General features: G+C 52.4%; 17 protein-coding genes. 2 read left to right on the top strand and 15 right to left on the bottom strand.

The genetic code is table 11. The features are described from left to right. Nucleotides 1–24: 24 nt before the first annotated feature. From LCM29_RS07600 to LCM29_RS07650, 11 genes are all read right to left on the bottom strand, one after another. Complete coding sequence (locus tag LCM29_RS07600) at nucleotides 25–1,080, bottom strand: GGDEF domain-containing protein (protein ID WP_224861782.1); 1,056 nt, start codon at nucleotides 1,078–1,080, stop codon at nucleotides 25–27. 93 nt (nucleotides 1,081–1,173) lie between these two features. After that, complete coding sequence (gene csrA, locus LCM29_RS07605) at nucleotides 1,174–1,401, bottom strand: carbon storage regulator CsrA (RefSeq protein ID WP_214785909.1); 228 nt, start codon at nucleotides 1,399–1,401, stop codon at nucleotides 1,174–1,176. Beyond that, entirely contained in the window at nucleotides 1,401–1,838 is a 438-nt protein-coding gene (gene fliW / locus LCM29_RS07610) for a flagellar assembly protein FliW (RefSeq protein WP_224861783.1), read from the bottom strand. Before fliW ends, csrA begins: the two co-directional genes overlap by 1 nt. A 15-nt stretch (nucleotides 1,839–1,853) precedes the next feature. After that, a complete protein-coding gene (locus LCM29_RS07615) occupies nucleotides 1,854–2,408 on the bottom strand; it encodes a DUF6470 family protein (RefSeq protein ID WP_263600790.1) in 555 nt (184 codons plus the stop codon). A 27-nt stretch (nucleotides 2,409–2,435) separates the two neighbouring features. Beyond that, entirely contained in the window at nucleotides 2,436–3,371 is a 936-nt protein-coding gene (gene flgL / locus LCM29_RS07620) for a flagellar hook-associated protein FlgL (protein ID WP_224861784.1), read from the bottom strand. Between the two features lie 6 nt (nucleotides 3,372–3,377). Next, nucleotides 3,378–4,931, bottom strand: coding sequence for a flagellar hook-associated protein FlgK (flgK, locus tag LCM29_RS07625; RefSeq protein WP_224861785.1), 1,554 nt, complete (start codon nucleotides 4,929–4,931; stop codon nucleotides 3,378–3,380). A gap of 14 nt (nucleotides 4,932–4,945) precedes the next feature. After that, a complete protein-coding gene (gene flgN, locus LCM29_RS07630; RefSeq protein ID WP_074033757.1) occupies nucleotides 4,946–5,302 on the bottom strand; it encodes a flagellar export chaperone FlgN in 357 nt (118 codons plus the stop codon). 114 nt (nucleotides 5,303–5,416) lie between these two features. Next, nucleotides 5,417–5,668, bottom strand: a complete 252-nt coding sequence (locus LCM29_RS07635) for a flagellar biosynthesis anti-sigma factor FlgM (protein ID WP_074033759.1) — start codon at nucleotides 5,666–5,668, stop codon at nucleotides 5,417–5,419. A 23-nt stretch (nucleotides 5,669–5,691) separates the two neighbouring features. After that, entirely contained in the window at nucleotides 5,692–6,078 is a 387-nt protein-coding gene (locus LCM29_RS07640) for a flagellar protein (protein WP_074033761.1), read from the bottom strand. 18 nt (nucleotides 6,079–6,096) lie between these two features. Beyond that, on the bottom strand, nucleotides 6,097–6,765 hold the full coding sequence (locus tag LCM29_RS07645) for a ComF family protein (protein WP_224861787.1): 669 nt from the start codon (nucleotides 6,763–6,765) through the stop codon (nucleotides 6,097–6,099). Continuing rightward, the gene (locus tag LCM29_RS07650; protein WP_224861789.1) at nucleotides 6,762–7,919 is read right to left on the bottom strand and encodes a DEAD/DEAH box helicase family protein; all 1,158 of its coding nucleotides are present in this window, start codon (nucleotides 7,917–7,919) and stop codon (nucleotides 6,762–6,764) included. Before LCM29_RS07650 ends, LCM29_RS07645 begins: the two co-directional genes overlap by 4 nt. 167 nt (nucleotides 7,920–8,086) lie before the next feature. Here LCM29_RS07650 and LCM29_RS07655 point away from each other — a divergent pair, with 167 nt between their 5' ends. Next, nucleotides 8,087–8,821 carry a hypothetical protein gene (locus tag LCM29_RS07655; RefSeq protein WP_224861791.1) on the top strand — a complete coding sequence of 245 codons (735 nt, stop codon included), beginning with the start codon at nucleotides 8,087–8,089 and terminating at the stop codon, nucleotides 8,819–8,821. Further along, a complete protein-coding gene (locus LCM29_RS07660) occupies nucleotides 8,818–9,546 on the top strand; it encodes a hypothetical protein (RefSeq protein WP_224861793.1) in 729 nt (242 codons plus the stop codon). The genes LCM29_RS07655 and LCM29_RS07660 overlap by 4 nt, the downstream gene beginning before the upstream one ends. 55 nt (nucleotides 9,547–9,601) lie before the next feature. On the opposite strand, the gene treC is transcribed toward LCM29_RS07660, so the two are convergent. The 4 genes from treC to LCM29_RS07680 form a co-directional block, all read right to left on the bottom strand. Then, nucleotides 9,602–11,236, bottom strand: a complete 1,635-nt coding sequence (treC, locus tag LCM29_RS07665; RefSeq protein ID WP_214874672.1) for an alpha,alpha-phosphotrehalase — start codon at nucleotides 11,234–11,236, stop codon at nucleotides 9,602–9,604. An 82-nt stretch (nucleotides 11,237–11,318) separates the two neighbouring features. Beyond that, a complete protein-coding gene (treP, locus tag LCM29_RS07670; protein ID WP_224861795.1) occupies nucleotides 11,319–12,767 on the bottom strand; it encodes a PTS system trehalose-specific EIIBC component in 1,449 nt (482 codons plus the stop codon). Between the two features lie 202 nt (nucleotides 12,768–12,969). Continuing rightward, nucleotides 12,970–13,677: a trehalose operon repressor gene (gene treR, locus LCM29_RS07675; protein ID WP_214693692.1), complete on the bottom strand. Its 708-nt coding sequence runs from the start codon at nucleotides 13,675–13,677 to the stop codon at nucleotides 12,970–12,972. Between the two features lie 51 nt (nucleotides 13,678–13,728). Then, nucleotides 13,729–14,577 carry a DegV family protein gene (locus LCM29_RS07680; protein WP_214693694.1) on the bottom strand — a complete coding sequence of 283 codons (849 nt, stop codon included), beginning with the start codon at nucleotides 14,575–14,577 and terminating at the stop codon, nucleotides 13,729–13,731. Between the last annotated feature and the right edge of the window lie 88 nt (nucleotides 14,578–14,665).

Below are 14,665 nucleotides of genomic sequence, written 5' to 3' on the forward strand. Positions count from 1 at the left end.
TCGCCAACGGTTATAGGGGATTTTTTAGGCGAAGCGGACCTGGTCCCGTCCATTCCGTTTCGCCTCATATAAAGCCTCGTCCGCTCGTTCGAACACGACCATGCTCGGTTCGTGCCCGGCGACCGCGGCACCGATCGAGACGGTCATCGGGATGACCTCGCCCTGACATTCGAACGTCGTGTGGCGCACCGTCTCAACTAATGATTCAGCCACTTCTTTCGCCTGTTCACACCCTTCGATCACGAGCAAGAACTCCTCCCCGCCGTAACGACCGACGAACCCGCCTGGCGGACAGTGCCGTTCGAGCGTCTGACCGATATGTCGGAGCGCGGCGTCTCCTGCCAGATGACCATATGTATCGTTCAACTGCTTGAAGTGATCGACATCGATGACGAGTAACGTCCATGGCTTCCCGGACATCTCCAAGTCGTTCATCTGTTCGAGCGTCCGGTAACGGTTCGGGAGTCCCGTCAATTCATCGACGGTCGCCCGATGTGTATGCAGGAGGAACATCCATAGATGCGTCTCGAGCTTCTGCGCCCCCCAATAACAGAGCCACGCCCCGAGCGACAGCATGAGGAAGTACGGGATGAAGACGTTCACGAACACCATCGTATCCACACTGCCGGTCACGCGAATCAAGACGAGAAGCGCACCGAATCCGACATAGACGGCATATCCTCGTGAGCGATGCATCGGGACACGCGAGAGGAGAAGCGAAAAGATGTAAAAGACGACGAACATGAGAATCGAATCGACGAACGGGGCACTCATCCCATGCAGCGTCATGCGTCCGATAAAGATGAGCGCGAGGGTGACGACGGCACCGAACGGTCCGGCGTACGTCGCCGACAAGGCGATCGGGATGAGACGGAGATCGATTCTCGCATCGCCAAGCTCGATGGCGTTTAAGGTCAACAAAATCGCCGTCAACCCGTTCGATACCCCGAACCAAAAACGGACGAACAGCGGGGAGGACGGTTGAATCGGCAAGACCGTCCGCATCACATAGAACGTTAACGACATGAGTAAAAAGATGATACTGATATTAATAAAAAACTGGTTGATGACCGTTCCCATCGATTCGCCTCCTTCCCTTTCCGTTTCCATCCTATCCCAACTAGGTGAAAAATGTCACCCTTACATTCTAGATTTACAAAAAAAGTCGAAAGCTCACGCTTCCGACTGCTTTTTGATCATCTGCTTCATCAAGTTGGCACTGTTCCGTGCCGACTCGTTCTCTTCTTGCATCTGAATGTACACTTCATGTCGATGGATATCGATATGGCGCGGGGCATCGATTCCGAGTTTCACCTGGTCGCCCTCGATGGCGAGCACCGTGAGCGTCACGTCGTCCCCGATATGGATCGCCTCGCCTTGTTTTCGTTTCAATACGAGCATCAGCGCACCTCCGCCTTCGTGCCGCCGAGTGGATAACGGGCCGGGTAGGCATCATCTAAGATGACTTGCTTCCCGCGACGTTCCTTTGTCTCGATGACGATCGGTGCCTTCAAGTTGAGCGTCGATGCATCGAACGGCTCACGGAGCGTGACAATTGAGTAAACCGAGACGTGTTCCGCCTCCTCGATTCCGAGTTGATCCTTCGCCCCGTCCGACAGTTCGAACGAATAGTCCGACTTGTGCCAGAACGGATTCGTCACGACGAACGCGCATGCCTTCTCTTCAATCGACTGGAGCGACCAGAACGGCAGCTCTTCCCCGTACGGAATCAAGACGAACGTCTTCGAATCCGGGAATCCTGGAATCTCACTGACGAACGTAATCGTCTCCGCTTCATTTATTTCAATCTTGCCAAAGTAGTCTGTTTCAATGAACATGGATTGTCCTCACTTTCAACGCGTTTCATCATACATCCCACCGACCGGCCACATCTCGAGCGATGCCTGTTGACGGAGAGAAATATCCGTCGTCCATGGCGTGAACGAGATGTCCGCCGGTGTGAGCGATACATCAATCTGTGGCGGTGTGATATTCCATTCGATTTTCACATCCGCCGGCGTATACGTCAACTTGACACGGTCAATCGATTTCGGCATATAGCCCATCTCGACGATCGGATACGGGTCGTTCACTTTCTCTGCCGCCATCGAGGCAATCGGGTTGCCGTTCTCGATGCGCATCATGCGGTCCCCTTCACGGGCGATGTTCATCATCGCCTCGCGGGCCCCTTGTTCCCCCATCTGTCCGAACGATTGACCGAGTTCGAGCGCCCCTTTCAGGTTGCTCTCACTCCGTGCCACCGAAGAGTCGATCTCAAGTTTCCCTTGAGTCGTCTGTTGCGTCATCTCGGCTTTCCCTTGCTGCATCGACATGTCCGCCCGACCTTGACGCATCTCGAGCACTGGTCGGTTTGAGGTCATCTGGATGGCAGCAAACGTTTGCCGCATCTCAAGTCTCGCGAGATTCATGACCGATTACCGGAGGAAATCAAGGAGCGTCGGTTGGATGATCCGAGCCCCGGCCGAGAGTGCGGCGCGGTGTACCGTCTCATGCGATTTCAACTCCATGATGACTTTCTCGACGTCGATGTCTTCGTTGTCGGACATGATCGTCTTCGCGATGATCTCGTGGTCTTGTAGACGATTGTCGACGAGCTCCAAACGGTTCGCCCGGGCACCGAGCTCAGACCGCTCCGTGATCAAGTTCTGCCCAATCGTATCGAGCGTCTCGAGTTGTCCCGATAAGTCGGCTCCTCCCGTAGTCTCATCGGCGAGCAGACCGCTCAGTTGCTTCAATCCTTCAAAAAGCTCTCGTCCGAAGACGGTCTCCGGCTGCATGTTCACTTGCATCGTGATGCCTTTTGATACTTCGAACTCGATTTTTCCGGTCGCCGTCGGAGGACCGTCCGTTCCATAAATCGACTCGAGCGTCGCCCCTGGCGCTTCATTCAAATAGTCTTTCAGCGCCTGCATGTCAATGAGCGGTTGATCCGTTTTCGTCCCGTTATAAATATACTTCTCGCCCGCCTTCGAGTTGGCGAGTGAGCCGATATGTTCAATCAACTGGTCGACCTCACTCTTGATGATCGCGCGCTGTGACGACTCGTACGTGTCGTTCGCGGCTTGCGTCGTCAATTCCCGAATCCGTTTGACGGCTTCCGTGACCTCGTTCAAGGTCGAGTCCGTCATGTCCATCCAGCTCGTCGCCTCGCTGACGTTGCGACGGAACTGGTCGACTTCCCGTACCTCGGTCCGGTATCGGATCCCTTGCATCGCGACGACCGGGTCCTCCGATGCCTTTTGAATCCGCTTCCCGCTGATCAGTTGTTCCTGGACGCGGGCGAGCGTGTTATAGCTACTCGATAAGTGTTTCAAGTTCGTCTGTGTGAGCATCGTCTGTGTGACACGCATCAGTCATTACCTCCCAACGACACCCATGCCGTTAATGATTTTGTCGAGCATCTCGTCGACGGCCGTGATGTTCCGTGCCGCCGCATTGTATGCATGTTGATATTGGATCATCATCGTCATCTCTTCATCGAGCGACACCGCGCTCACCGACTGACGGCGCTGGTCCGAGCTACTCAAAAGGGCGAACGTGCTCTTCGCGAGGTTCGCGTTCTGGCTCGCCTCGACCGCCATGTTCCCGATGACGTTCTGATAGTACTTCCCGATCGATGTCGTCGTCGTGGCCGACCCGGCAAAGCTGAGTGCTTTCTCTTTCAGACGTGCGAGTTCGAGTGCCCCGCTCCCGTCCCCGATATTGCCGTCTTTTGAAGCGGCGATCAAGTCGAGGTTACTCATGAACGTCTCGTTCACTTCGATGTTCGACGCTTTGATGTCGGTGTTCGTGTTCGTCCCTGCGTTCACGAAGAAATCGTTTCGTCCGTCCGTCCCTGATGCATCTTTGTTCGTCATGTGTGCATTGTTAAATGCCGTCGCGAACACGCTCGCCATCTCGTCTAAGTCTTTGAGCATCTTCGTATACGCCCCATCCGCCGCTTCAGGACCCGATTGGCTTCCGTACATTTCAACGAGCGCTCGTAATTTGCCGTTCGGCATGTCTTGAAGTCTCATCGCCTCAGCTGTCTCAGCATCTGCCGCGCGATACGTCGACTCGGTCATTTCCCCGACACCACCCGTGATGCCATCGACCAATTTCACTTTGACCGGTTCTGGCAACACGTCCGGGTTTGCAGGGTCGATGACACCTGGCACAGTGATTTGGATGTCGATTCGTCCTTCTGCGACACGTTGCGAGTTCCCACGCGTCTCCCCGTTCAAGTAATCGACGGGCACACGCTCGAACTCGATATATTGCGAGAGCTCGTCCATGTAACGGTCGCGCTCGTCATACAGTTCGTTCGGTAGGACACCAAGTGGTTCCGCGTCCCCGATTTGACGGTTCACGTTATTGATCTTCGTCAAGAGGTCGTTAATCTTTTTCGATACGACGCCCGCTTCCGCTTTCAAATCGTCTTGTACTTTTGTCAGCGATGAAGACATGTAGTTGAACGTCTCGGCGAGCGTCATCGCCCGCTGGCGGACGACGCTTCGTGCGCCCGTATCGTCCGGGTTGACCGACAAGTCCTGAAGTGACGCCCAGAACAAGTCGAGCGACTTGGCAAGGCCGTTCTCAGACGGTTCGTTGATGATATCCTCCATCCGCCCGAACGCCGCTTCTTTCGTCGCATAGAACGCGTTCTTCACCGACTCGTCACGATACTGTTGGTCGATCATGAGATCGCGAATCCGGGCGAGCGTCTCCCCGCGTACCCCGGTCCCGAATTGTCCGGCTTTCGTTCCGCCGAAGTTGACCGAGAGCTGTTCCGTCATCCCGAGGGTGAGGCGTTGGCGTGAATAGCCAGGGTTTGAGGCGTTCGCCACGTTGTTCCCCGTCGCCTGTAACGCCCATTGGTGTGTCGTCAGGCTGCGGCGCGCCGTCTCTAGTCCCATAAATGTTGAACCCATTCTGTACTTCCTCCTTAAACGTCACGGCTGAACGAGCGCGTTTCAAACGCCTGTTGTCCGTATGTGAAATCATCTGCTTCTGGCAAGAGCATGTCCAAGTGCCAGGTAATATAACGAAGGGACTGTTCGAGAAGCGATGCGTTCAATTCATTCTGACGCTTCAACTCGAACAAGACCGGTCTCAGTTCCTCTATCTCTTCATCGTCCAATTCATACGTCCCTTGAAGTCGTTCCGCTTCTTTTTGTGAGATTTGTCGGACGAGTTTCGCCTCTTCTTTGACGAGCGCGCTAAAAGCAGCCATGTCATTTTGGACGAGCAGCTGTTCTTTCGTGTAGGCCAATTCGAGTAAACGTTTATGTAATGTGAGCATGAGTCTCTCCTTTTTTCAAAAAAAGAGCCGACTAAAGAAAGGGGTGCCCCTTATTTAGTCAGCTTCCGTGCCGTGTTATTCAGTGCGAAGGCCTCAAACGGACCTCGCTTCCATTCATCCTTGTAGAAAGCGTTTGGCGATTTCACGCGCGTCCCGTGAATACGTGCCCGCATCAATCTCTGCTTTCAAAGCGTCGATTTTTGCGAGACGGTCCGGATGTTTCACCGGTTCTTCAAACCGGGCGCGGGCTTCCGCCGAGATTGACAATTGGTCCGTTTGGCGTGATGGCGCGGGCTTCGGCTCGACTTGCGTTTTCTTTTCATAAGTGTTCGGTAAATGTACCCACTTGGCTGAATCGATGCGCATGCGTCTTCCCCCTCTTCATGATGTTAATCCAAACGATAAGCGCGAGCACTTGACGACTTCGTCAAGCTCTCTTGTAGACTAGACAGTTCCTTCTGCATATCTCTCTGGCAGTTCGAACAGACTTTCCCTTCGTTCGTCGGTTGACCACAACGTACGCAGCCGACGAGGAGTTCCGGGTTGTCCTTGATGATCAGGCGTCCTTCATGGATATATCGCGTGATATCAAGTTCCGACACACCCGTCGCTTCGACGAGGGCGCCGATGTTCGTTGATTTGTTTTCTGGTTCACGAATGAAGTCACGGACTTTCAAGAAGTTTTGGAAGTCGACTTCACTACATGATGGGCAATAAGGCGAGCGACCTTGTTTCATAAACAAGCGTCCGCACATTTGGCAAGATGCTGCATCCATTGGTTTCACCTCTGCCTTTTATATCGGACGCGTTTTTGATTTGTTTAGCGCCCGAAATAAGCAAATCGCAGAAACTTCTGTCGCACCTGCCTGCCGTAACGAAAATACCGCCTGATGGAGCGTCGTCCCTGTCGTATAAACGTCGTCTACAAGAATGATTTTCCCACATTTCACTGAAGTTGGTACAGTGAAAGGATTCGTTCGGTGTCGTCTTTCTTCTTTCCCGAGTTCGCGTTGACTCGAAACCTCGGTTTTCTCGATCAGTTGCCGGGTCGGACCAATCTTTCGTGCGAGCACATCCGCTTGGTTGAAGCGACGCAATTGGAGTCGTTCGTCACTGAGCGGGACGGGAACATATGTCGCACCAGGTTCTCGCAGTGCCCGAAGTTTTGGTGCGATCGATGCGGCGATGACGACGTCGCCACTGAATTTGAAGCGATGTAGCCACTCGATTCCCGCCTCGTCATAGGCGTACAGGCAACGGACGGTCAAATCAGAGCCGAGCGCGAGCCAGCGGATGCAATCTGAGCACGTCTCCCCCGTCTCGTTCGGTTGACCACAGCGCGGACAGCCTTTCCCGAGCGGCGTCAGTCGGTCCTCACATGACGGGCACACCCAGTCGCGTCGCCATAACGTGGCCGGTGTCCACGGGACGGTCATCGGTTGGTGACAGAGAAGACATTTCATCGACTGTTCGCCTTCACGATCGCCCGGATGGCGAGATCTTGCCGAAACGTCCGTTCATGATAAAAGAAACAGACCTCCCCTGTCGGCGCATCGGGTTTTCGTCCGGCCCGTCCTGCCATTTGGATAAGCCCCCGTGTCGTGAAGAGTCGATGTTCGCTCTCAAGCACCCCGACCTGCACGTCCCGGACCGTCATCCCCCGCTCCCAAATCGATGACGCGAGGACGATTCCCTTCGTCTCTTGGAGCCAGTGAAGCGCGTCGGTCCGCTCCTCGGTCTCGGCCGATACCGTCCGACATGTAAACCCTGCTTCTTCTAACGTTTTGCGATATTGCTCGAGGTGAGGCTTTGTCGGCACGAACAAGAGACGCGGTTTTGCGGCGTGACGTCGACAGAAGTCGGTAATCTGCTCGTCCGACTGTTTGACGAGTGTCGGGACCGGCAAATCAAATCCGTGATAACGGCGGGACAGATGAACCGTCGAAACCATCTGTTGCCAAGCGGTCGGGGTCGCTGTGATGAAGACAAACACCCCTTTTCCGACCCGATAGATGGTGCGCCATAACGTCACGTCAAAAGCGAACGGAAAAGCATCGGACTCATCGATGAGCACATAATCGAACACGTCACGTAGATTCAACAACAACGGTGCGGTCGCCACCGTGATCATCCCGATGGAGTCTTTCTCGCCACCCCCGTACCGTCTCGTGACGGGCACGGTGAATGCTTGTTCGAGCCGTTCCACCCATTCGATGGCGACATCTTTCCTCGGGGACACGATCAATACTCGCTTCCCTTCATTGACGACCTGCTCGATCACATGGAACGTCATCTCGGTCTTCCCGGCGCCACACACCGCATGGACGAGACCGGTCTTCCGTTCGTCCCACCATGTGAGCAGTTGATTTGCGACCCGCATTTGGGCTGGTGCGAGCTCGAACGGCATCGTCAATTCGGTTCTTTCGAGTGGTGTCGTGATGTCCCGCTCTTGTAGAAAATCACATCGACAGATACGTCCAAGATAAAGACAGTTCCGGCAGTAGGCACACGACCCGTGGTGACAGGTGAACGTTCGGACGTCCGTGCTGAGACAGCGTTGGCAGATGCCAAAACGGATGGCGCGCGTCCCGTTTGATGCGACGATGAGTTCTCCCATATCCCTTTGCTCCTTTTTCCTTTCACGCTAACAACACGCACATGTGCGCGCGAATCCTCTTGATCTACAAATCCCTTCGGCAATCGTTCTTTTGACGGATGACGCTTCCGTATTTTATCCGTTATGATTATGGGAAAAATAGACTAAATTGTGAGGACGTGGAACAGATGCGACGATTCATTGGCTCTTTGGTTGGAATAGGTTTGATCTTATACGGTAGCTTCACACTACTCTCTCATTTTTTGTTCGGTCATCCGAAAGACGAACAGTTCGTTCGCCAAGTCGCTGCCACGTATCTCGAGGATCACCACCGCGATCAATCTCTCGAAATCACGAGCGCCACTATGATGATGTGGGGAAGTGACCTTTATCTCCTCACGATCGATTCCGACTCGAGCATGGACACACATTTTGAATTGCACATTACGACGGATGGTGACATCACGTTCAATAATTATGCGAACGTCACCTCTGGAATGAATACGTTCGATCGGATCCATGATGCGTATCGTCAATTGGTCGGACCCGCTCTCCCAGAACGTGTTCATCTGAGCGATGACGTCCTCATCCCAAAGAATGGACCCGATTCACCGGAAGAATCCTTGGACCTCCAATCTCTTCGCCTCGATCAGGACTATGACATTCAAGATATCGGTGCCAAACATGGCAGTCTATTTATTTCTGTGGATGTCCCCGTCGTGACGGTCAATCGTGCAGCATTTCTATTACGAGATTTGAAGCGCAACTTGGACGCGGCTGGCGTTCCGTTCCGAACGATGTCCGTCACGCTTCGCGGGGAGGAGGACTGGTTTTATACCGGTAGCGTCTCACGAGAAGCAATCGACTCTCCCGAGCTCGAACAAATAATCCAGCGTCAGCACGATGAGGTGATATCACAATGAAATGGAGGATTTTCTTTCTTCTTTGCGGCACCATCATTGTCGCCACGTTCGGGGTTCGCATCGTTTTCGGTACGGATTCCGAGAAACAGCGTGTGTCGAATAGTGCAGTAGCATATGTTGGTCACACCTATCCCGCACTTGACGTGCGTGTCCAACAAGTCGACTACATGTTCCCACATAGCACACGTTATTTCGTCACATTCACTTCTCCAACGAGTCCTGATACGACGTTCACGGTCTACGTGAAACGCAATGGACAAGTCACACACGATGATTATGATCAGGTCCATCTTCGAGAAACGACTTATCAACGGTTGAATGATGGATACGCTTCATGGACAGAACGCGTCTTTCGTTCTGACACGTTTCCCTACCCCATTACATATGGACAAGGATTCATTCGTAGAGAAGAAGACGACTCAGAGGTTGAAGGCATTGCTCCGAGCGATTTAGAGCTAGACGAAGCGTTCGATCTGATTGCATATGGAACCACGTACGGTCATATCCATCTCGACTTGTCTCAACCGACATCAATGAAAGAGTCACTTTCAGACATAGCAAGAGGTACAAGACGCTATTTCGATGACCATCAAGTCCCGTTCCATACGCTATCGCTCAGCGTGACCGATCAAGACGACATCTATTTCGTCCCCTCCCTCTTTTACGATGAATTGGAATCTCCACTCCTCGAGGACATCATCGAAAGCCGGATCCTCACCGACTGAACGAAAAAACGGATCATCCGACATGCGGGATGATCCGTTTTCGTGCAAGCTGCACTTATTTCTGTTTGTAGAACATGATCGCCTCGTATGGACGAAGGGACAACGTTGTCCCGTCGAGCTCAGGCACGTCGTAGTTGTGGCTGACGACGCTCACCCGCTCGAAACCTTCCGGGATGGTATACGTCGTTTCCGTTCCATAGAAGTTGGCGACGACGAGGAGCTCCTCGCGGTCGGTCTTCCGTGTATATGCCCAAACGTCTAACGAATCAGGCGTGAGGAGCGTATAGTCCCCGTCCGTCAAGACGTCAAGTTCTTTTCGTAATGCAATCAAGTTTTTGTAGTGGTAGAACACCGAGTTCGGGTCATCGAGCGCCGCTTCGACGTTCACTTCCTGATAGTTCGGTGCCACGTTGATCCACGGTGTGCCGTTCGTAAAGCCGGCATGTGTCGTCGCATCCCACTGCATCGGTGTCCGCGAGTTGTCGCGTGACTTTTGTTTGATGGCCGCCATCATATCTTCATGCGACACACCTTCTTCGCGTTTCAACTTATAGTTGTTGAGCGTCTCGATGTCACGGTACTCGTTCAAATCATCGAAGCCAGGATTCGTCATCCCAATCTCTTCTCCTTGATAAATGTACGGTGTTCCTTGGAGACCGTGGAGCACGGTCGCAAGCATCTTCGCACTCTCGACGCGATGATTCGTGTCGTTCCCGAAACGGCTGACGACGCGAGGTTGGTCATGGTTGCACCAGAAGATGGCGTTCCATCCCTTCCCGTGCATCCCTTGTTGCCACGTCGACATGATGTCTTTCAATTGGATGAAGTCGAACGGGGAGGCGACGAATTTCTCGCCGTTCGGGTAGTCGACTTTCAAGTGATGGAAGCTGAACGTCATGCTGAGCTCGTTCTCGTCCGGGTTCGAATAGCGCACGCAATGGTCGAGCGTCGTCGACGACATCTCCCCGACCGTGATGACGTCATGCCCGTCAAATACTTCTCGGTTCATCTCTTTCAAATATTCATGGATGCGTGGGCCGTCCGTGTAGAACTTCCGACCGTCCGACTCGTCTTCCGGGAAATCTTGTTCTTTTGAGATCAAGTTGATGACGTCGAGACGGAACCCTTTAATTCCTTTCTCGCGCCAGAAGCGCATCATCTCATAGACGTCTTCACGCATCTGTTCATTTTCCCAGTTCAAGTCGGCCTGGGTCACGTCGAACAAGTGGAGATAGTATTGCCCGCTCTTCTCGTCATATTCCCACGCGTTCCCACCGAACTTCGATTCCCAGTTCGTCGGCTCGTCGCGCCAGATGTAGTAGTCACGGTACCGCTCGTCTCCCGCCAATGATTTCTGGAACCATTCATGGTCTGTCGACGAGTGGTTGACGACGATGTCCATCATGAGGCCGATGCCCCGCGCCTCTGCCTCACGGATCAATTCGTCAAGGTCTTCCATCGTGCCGTAAGACGGGTCGATGGCATAGTAATCACTCACGTCATAGCCGTTATCGTGTTGAGGTGACTGATAGACAGGCGTCATCCAAATGTATTCGATGCCGAGTTCTGCCAAGTAATCTAGCTTCGCCGTCACCCCTTTGATTGATCCGGTCGCGTTTCCTTCCGGACTGTAAAAGCTTTTCGGGTAAATTTGATAGACGACTGATTTGCGCCAATTTTTCTGTGTCATCAACGACATCTCCTTTTTGTAAGAGTTTTCATTTCAATAGGAAAGAGGGAAGAACTACCGTCCCTCCCTCCCGAGTCAATGCTTATGCGACTTTATTTTCTTCGATTTCACCTTTTTTCATGTAGCGCTTCGACAAGATGAACGTGAGCGCGAACGGTACGATGATCGCGATGACCATCCCGACGATGAAGAGAAGGATTTTGTCTGTAAAGATTGAGAGGAATCCAGGGAGTCCTCCGACACCGATTGCGATTGCTTGAACATCATTCAATGTGATGAAGATGGCTGCGATCGCTGACCCGATCATCGCAGAATAGAACGGGAATTTATTCGGCAAGTTGACCCCGAACATCGCCGGCTCCGTGATCCCGAAGTAAGCCGAGATTGCTGAAGTCGATGCCATACTCTTTTGCTTCGCGTTGTGCTTGTAGACGAAGAACATGGCGAGTGCAGCAGAACCTTGTGCAATATTTGAGAGTGCGATCATCGGCCAGATGAACGTACCGCCTGTGTCTGCAATCAACTGAAGGTCGATGGCGATGAACAAGTGGTGCATCCCTGTGACGACGAGTGGTGCGTAGAACAATCCGAAGAGGAGTGCCCCGACGACCGGTACGGCTTCAAACGTGTTGACGAGTCCTGTCGCAATCACATTACCAATTCCGCGTGTGATTGGTCCAACGATTGCGAGTGCAAGGAATCCAGTGACGACAATCGTCGTAATCGGAACGACCAAAAGTTGAATCGCATTCGGTACACGTTTTTTCAAGAATATCTCAATTTGGCTCAAAATATAAGCCGCAGCGAGAACCGGCAAGATTTGACCTTGATATCCGACTTTCTCAATCTCGAACAATCCGAGGATATCGAATGTCGGTACTTCCCCTTCAAGTGCCGCTGTTCCGTAGCCCCAAGCGTTCAAGAGGTCCGGGTGGACAAGCAAGAGACCCATGACGATCCCGAGCACTTCGCTTCCGCCGAAACGTTTCGTCGCCGACCATCCGACAAGTGCCGGTAAGAAGACGAATGACGTGTTCGCCATCATGTTGATGAGGTCCCAAAGTCCTTGTAAGTTCGGATAAGCCTCGATGAGCGTCTGCCCGTCGATGAAGAGACCTTCAGAAGCAAGTAAGTTGTTGATCCCCATAAGGAGACCGGCCACGATGATGGCTGGAATGATTGGCATAAAGACGTCAGAAAAGACTTTGACGAGTTTTTGAAGCGGATTCATTTTTTTGCCGCCTGCGGATTTGACCTCGGCGACCGTTGCCGCTTCGAGTCCTGCGAGTTTGATGAACTCGGCATAGACGCGGTCGACATCACCGGCTCCGATGACGATTTGATACACGCCCGAGTTCTCGAACGCCCCTTTGACGAGATCGACTTCTTTCACACGTGCCTCATCGACTTTTGACTGGTCTTTGAGGGATAGACGAAGACGTGTCACACAGTGTGCGGCTTTGTCCACGTTGTCTTTGCCGCCGATCGCTTCAAGGATGTCTGCGGCAATTTGACGATAATCTGCCTTCATGTTTATTGTCCTCCTTTGTTTGAAAACTTCAAATGAAAACGGTTACTTATGAGTACAAACAAAGTATAACTTATCTATATAAGTTAAGTCAACAACTTATATAGATAAGTTTGAGTGAAGGTTCTATGACCAAATTCATTGTAAAAAATTCCCTTAATCGAGTTTACGTAAACAAAAAACCTCTTCCTGTTCGAAAGAGGTTTTAGCGCCGGGCGACATCACTGAACTGGAACTTGTCCAAGCGGTGACGCGATTCCGTATATTCGAATTGTTGTCCTTCATATAAGAACGTATCGTTCGTGATGACGATGACATATTCATAGTCATGCAAATCAAGACGCATCCGGTCGAGCTCGGTCACGTCTTCTGCCGCAATCTTTCGTTTGGCGTAGCTGATCTGTAAGCCAAGCTCTCCTTCGATATATCCATAAATCGATCGAGCAGCGATTTCTTTTGTCAATCCAGGAACGAGGTCTTTGACGAAATAGTTGATGTCTAAGATGACGTTCTCCCCGTCAAAGTTTCGGACGCGTTCGATGCGAAACACATGTGTTCCCGGTTTCAAGTTCATCCGTTCGACGAGCCAAGGTGGTGCCTCCATCTCTTCGAACGCCGCGACGTGCGTCTGGATGGAGCGACCGAGCATGCTGGCGTACACTTCCGAAAAACTGACGATGCCGTTGAATTGAAACTCGATCTGGTCGCGCTTCAACACGAAGACACCTTTCCCGTGGTGTTTTCGGACGTACCCGTTTTCCTGCAAGAGATCGAGTGCCTTGCGGACCGTCCCCCGACTCGCCTCGAACTGATGCATCAGCTCCGTCTCCGACGGGAGTTTCGAGTCTGCAGGTCTCGTGCCGTTCCGCATCTCTTCTGCCAACCGCTCAAATATTTGGCGATATTTCGCCATCGCATTCCCTCCTCCATTGAAAAAGACGACCAGAAACGGTCGTCTTGTGGTTTACCATTCGCGACGATACCAAGTGATGCCGATTGCACCAGGTCCGAGATGCGTTCCGATGACCGGACCGAAATGGCTTCCCGAGATGTGTGCTTTCGGGAACTTCTGTTTCATCGAAGCGATTTCTTCCGCCTGACGCTCCGGGCAGTTGGCGTGAATGATTCCGATACAGTATCCCTCACCGTCACCTGCAATCGACTCGTCCATCATTTCTTCGATTCGACGTACAGCCTTCTTATACGTACGAATCTTCTCAAATGGGACAATCAACTTGTCTTGGAAGTGAAGGACCGGCTTGATTTGTAAGAACGAGCCGACGAGCGCTTGCGCGGCGCTCAATCGTCCACCACGTTGTAGATGATCGAGATCATCGACGACGAAATAGGCGCGAATCGAATCACGGACCGTCTCGAGTCGGGCGATGATTTCTTCCGGTGTGGCACCTTTGTCACGGAGGTTTAACGCCTCTTCGACCATGAACGCTTGCGGCATACAAGAAATCTCAGAGTCAAACGCATGAACGGTCACGTCGACCATATCATTTAACGCGACCATCGACTGGTATGTTCCGCTGATGCCACTTGAGAGTGTGATAGCAATCACGTCCGTCACATCATCCGGCAAATTCTCAATCAACTCGACCGTCTCACCGATGACCGGTTGTGACGTCGTCGGCAGTTTGCCTGCCTCGATTCGCTCATAGAACGCCTCCGTCGACATATCGATCGACTCGCGGTACGACGCGCCATCGAAGATGACACTGAGTGGAGCGACATGGACATCATGTCGTGCCAAAAAATCATCCGACAGATAGGCGGTACTGTCGGTTAAAATCGCAATGTTTCCCATACTATATCCTCACTTTACGTCGTTTCATTTTCCAATTATGTTAGGATTCCATTCCATATTGTAACACAAAAACGAGGTAAAGCATCGG

Origin of the sequence: Exiguobacterium aestuarii, assembly GCF_020171655.1 — a bacterium.
GTDB classification, from domain to species: Bacteria; Bacillota; Bacilli; order Exiguobacteriales; family Exiguobacteriaceae; genus Exiguobacterium; species Exiguobacterium aestuarii_A.

Bases quoted from the DNA above. Each gene is read 5' to 3' on its own strand.
- LCM29_RS07660 (WP_224861793.1), top strand. From the start codon at position 8,818: ATGAAATGGAGGATTTTCTTTCTTCTTTGCGGCACCATCATTGTCGCC.
- LCM29_RS07655 (WP_224861791.1), top strand. From the start codon at position 8,087: ATGCGACGATTCATTGGCTCTTTGGTTGGAATAGGTTTGATCTTATAC.
- LCM29_RS07635 (WP_074033759.1), bottom strand. From the start codon at position 5,668: ATGCGCATCGATTCAGCCAAGTGGGTACATTTACCGAACACTTATGAA.
- LCM29_RS07600 (WP_224861782.1), bottom strand. From the start codon at position 1,080: ATGGGAACGGTCATCAACCAGTTTTTTATTAATATCAGTATCATCTTT.
- treP (WP_224861795.1), bottom strand. From the start codon at position 12,767: ATGAAGGCAGATTATCGTCAAATTGCCGCAGACATCCTTGAAGCGATC.
- treR (WP_214693692.1), bottom strand. From the start codon at position 13,677: ATGGCGAAATATCGCCAAATATTTGAGCGGTTGGCAGAAGAGATGCGG.
- LCM29_RS07645 (WP_224861787.1), bottom strand. From the start codon at position 6,765: ATGAAATGTCTTCTCTGTCACCAACCGATGACCGTCCCGTGGACACCG.
- LCM29_RS07615 (WP_263600790.1), bottom strand. From the start codon at position 2,408: ATGCGGCAAACGTTTGCTGCCATCCAGATGACCTCAAACCGACCAGTG.
- flgK (WP_224861785.1), bottom strand. From the start codon at position 4,931: ATGGGTTCAACATTTATGGGACTAGAGACGGCGCGCCGCAGCCTGACG.
- LCM29_RS07680 (WP_214693694.1), bottom strand. From the start codon at position 14,577: ATGGGAAACATTGCGATTTTAACCGACAGTACCGCCTATCTGTCGGAT.
- flgN (WP_074033757.1), bottom strand. From the start codon at position 5,302: ATGCTCACATTACATAAACGTTTACTCGAATTGGCCTACACGAAAGAA.
- LCM29_RS07640 (WP_074033761.1), bottom strand. From the start codon at position 6,078: ATGGATGCAGCATCTTGCCAAATGTGCGGACGCTTGTTTATGAAACAA.
- fliW (WP_224861783.1), bottom strand. From the start codon at position 1,838: ATGTTCATTGAAACAGACTACTTTGGCAAGATTGAAATAAATGAAGCG.
- csrA (WP_214785909.1), bottom strand. From the start codon at position 1,401: ATGCTCGTATTGAAACGAAAACAAGGCGAGGCGATCCATATCGGGGAC.
- flgL (WP_224861784.1), bottom strand. From the start codon at position 3,371: ATGCGTGTCACACAGACGATGCTCACACAGACGAACTTGAAACACTTA.
- treC (WP_214874672.1), bottom strand. From the start codon at position 11,236: ATGACACAGAAAAATTGGCGCAAATCAGTCGTCTATCAAATTTACCCG.
- LCM29_RS07650 (WP_224861789.1), bottom strand. From the start codon at position 7,919: ATGGGAGAACTCATCGTCGCATCAAACGGGACGCGCGCCATCCGTTTT.